The organism is Nioella nitratireducens, assembly GCF_001879715.1.
GTDB lineage: Bacteria > Pseudomonadota > Alphaproteobacteria > Rhodobacterales > Rhodobacteraceae > Nioella > Nioella nitratireducens.
Map to the genome: position 1 here is coordinate 1 of NZ_MNBW01000056.1, position 2799 is coordinate 2799.

The following is a 2799-nucleotide window of genomic DNA, read 5'->3' on the forward strand; positions in this document are numbered from 1 at the left end:
GTAACCGCCTCATTGTTACCGCGGCGATTCAGCTTTGATGCGCGCCGCCAGATCGGTGTCATCCACGAAGTCATCAAGGAACTCATGCCAGGTTTTGGCGGTGATACGAGCGGCGCGGATCATGTCCGTCAGCTCTTCGATCCCGTCATCGGTCAATGCGGTGACTGTTTCGTCGGGTCCGACGTAAACGCTGACGATGTTTCCATAGGTCAGGTTGTCGTCGTTGTAGATGATCGCTTCAAGAAGTTCGGCATCCTCGCCCAACATTTTGGCGACGTAGTCGAGGCTGCAGACATGGGTCACCGCGGCCATCAGGCGGCCTGTGAATGGGCAGCGGCCAGCGGCACCCAGTTCCAGGGGAGCAATTCATCCAGTCGGTTGATCTTGTGATCGTGGATGCGGTCGAGGATGTCGGCGAGATAGGCCAGCGGATCAATGGCGTTCAGCTTGGCAGTCTCGATGATAGTCATGGCGCGCGCGAGCGTTTCCGCACCGGTGTCGGCTCCTGCAAATAACCAATTCTTCCGCCCTATGCCGATCGGGCGCAGGGCGCGTTCAGCGGGATTGTTGTCGATGGCCACGCGGCCGTCAGACAGAAACAGGCTGAAAGCGTCCTGCCGAGCGAGACCGTAGCGGAAGGCCTTGGCCAGATCGCTTTTGCCCGGAATGCGCAGGAGTTGCTGTTCGGACCAGGCAAAGAAGGCCTCGACCTTTGGTCGGCTCAGCTTTTGCCGCGCCGCATAGCGGACGTCAGCGGGCTGACCGTTGATGTCGCGCTCGACATCGTAGACCTTGCCGATCCGGTCGAGAGCCTCACGGGCGATCTCGGACTTGGTCGAGGTCCAGAAGTCATGGAAGTCGCGTCGTAGGTGGGCCCAACAGGCCGCCTCGCGCAAACGCGATTTGCCATCGGGTTCAGGTGCATAGAGCTTGGCATAGCCCTTGTAGCCGTCAGCCTGAAGGATGCCGCGGGCGTTGGCCAGATGGCCGAGAACATGCTCTTCCTTCCAGTCTGGCGCAAAGCGATAGACAGCACCCGGTGGCGATGCCCCCACCCAAGGGCGTTGATCGCGCACATAGGCCCAGATCCGGCCTTGCCTGACACCTTTGCCAAGTCCCTTGTCGCGCAATGACCGGTCCAGCACCCGGATCGGTGTGTCATCTGCGTGCAGCAGATCGCTGGCCATGATGTCAGCCTCAATCCGTTCGATCAGCGGCGACAAGGTCTTCATGGCGCGGCCACACCAACCAACCAGCGTGCTTTCGGGGATGTCTGCCCCCATACGCGCGAAGATCTCGTGCTGGCGATACAAAGGCAGGTGATCGTCGAACTTCGAGACCAACACATGCGCCAGCAGGTTCGGCCCTGCCATACTGCCGGGGATCGGACGGCTGGGTGCTGGTTCCTGCACCATCCGCTCACAACGGCGGCAGGATTTCTTGATCCGGGCAATCTGGATCACCTTCATCTGGGCGGCGATCATGTCCAGCAATTCACTGACATCCTCACCCACCACACGCAGATCGCCGCCACAGTCGGGGCAGCAGGCACCGGGGTCCAGTTCACGACGCTCGCGCGGGGTCGTATCCGAGACACGCGGCCTGCGACGCAAAGCGGGCGCGCCAGCAGTGTCCGGAGGCGGTTCATCCTGCCCTTCATCGATGGGGGCTTCATCGCCTTCAGCCACCGCGACCAATAGGTCTTCCAGCGCCAGTTCCAGCTGTTCGATCTCGCGCTCGACCTTTTCCGAGGATTTGCCGAAGACCAGTTTCTGCAGCTTGGCGATCCGCAGACGCAGCGCTTGAACCAGTTGATCATGGACGCGCAACGTGGCCGATATCTTCGCGTTCTCCGCCTGCAAAACGGCGATCATCGCCTTCAAGACGGCGGGATCATCGGGCAGGTTTTCGGCGTGTTTCGACATGCGCCTGACTACCAAAAATCAGGTTAAAGAACCATATAAATAAAGTAAAATCGGTGACTAAATCACCCCACGCGCGCGGGCGGAGCGCCCCAATCGGGGCGCCGCCAGTCGATCCCCTCCCAGAGCATCGCAAGCTGCGCTGATGTCATCCGAATAGCTCCATCCTGGGCGTTCGGCCAAGGGAAGCGGCCCCGCTCAAGCACTTTGTAGTAGAGGCAAAATCCTTGCCCATCCCAGAACAGAAGCTTGATCCGGTCACCCCGACGGCCTCGAAACGCAAACACCGCACCACTGGCAGGCTTTTGTCGCAACACGTCCTGGGTCAGCGCCGCCAGCCCCGCGATCCCCTTGCGCATATCCGTGACACCACAGGCCAGATACACACGCACACCGATGCCCGGGCCGATCATGTGGCTTCCACCGCGCGGATCAGGGCTGTCAGCGTGGCCGGGTCCACTGTACTGTCAAAATGCAGACAGCGACCACCTCGCAGGCGCAATTCAATCGCGTTCGACGGCGGCACCTCAGCGGCCGCGGGCTGCGCCACCGGCACTCCGGCAGCTGTCGAAATATCCAACGGAAAGAAAAGCGCCCCGGCATCGGGCGACCATAAGCCTTTCTTCTTCAACTCATGCCGCCACGCGTAAATTTGTTGTCGCTTAATCTCATGGCGCTGCGCAATCTGCGTTACGCTCGCGCCGCCAACCCCAACCGACGTGACAATCTCAAGCTTGTCGTCATCATGCCAGAAGCGTCGTCGCTCCGCCCCAAGAATCTCGCCACGCATCACAGGCCCCGCATAAGAGACGTCATTAGCGACGTCTCTTAGATCATCGCCCCAGCCTCAGGCAGGCGCTGCCAATGGAGCGGTTAC

Annotated in this window: 4 protein-coding genes; all 4 read right to left on the bottom strand. The window is 60.6% G+C overall.

The genetic code is table 11. The features are described from left to right. Positions 1–15: 15 nt before the first annotated feature. The 4 genes from BKY27_RS19465 to tnpA all read right to left on the bottom strand — a co-directional run bounded on the left by BKY27_RS19465 (position 16) and on the right by tnpA (position 2712). The gene (locus BKY27_RS19465; RefSeq protein WP_071676112.1) at positions 16–312 is read right to left on the bottom strand and encodes a hypothetical protein; all 297 of its coding nucleotides are present in this window, start codon (positions 310–312) and stop codon (positions 16–18) included. After that, positions 312–1925: an IS66 family transposase gene (gene tnpC, locus BKY27_RS19470; protein WP_071676113.1), complete on the bottom strand. Its 1614-nt coding sequence runs from the start codon at positions 1923–1925 to the stop codon at positions 312–314. Before tnpC ends, BKY27_RS19465 begins: the two co-directional genes overlap by 1 nt. Positions 1926–1987: 62 nt before the next feature. Then, positions 1988–2335, bottom strand: coding sequence for an IS66 family insertion sequence element accessory protein TnpB (gene tnpB / locus BKY27_RS19475; RefSeq protein ID WP_071676114.1), 348 nt, complete (start codon positions 2333–2335; stop codon positions 1988–1990). Continuing rightward, complete coding sequence (gene tnpA, locus BKY27_RS19480) at positions 2332–2712, bottom strand: IS66-like element accessory protein TnpA (RefSeq protein ID WP_071676115.1); 381 nt, start codon at positions 2710–2712, stop codon at positions 2332–2334. Before tnpA ends, tnpB begins: the two co-directional genes overlap by 4 nt. Positions 2713–2799 lie beyond the last annotated feature (87 nt).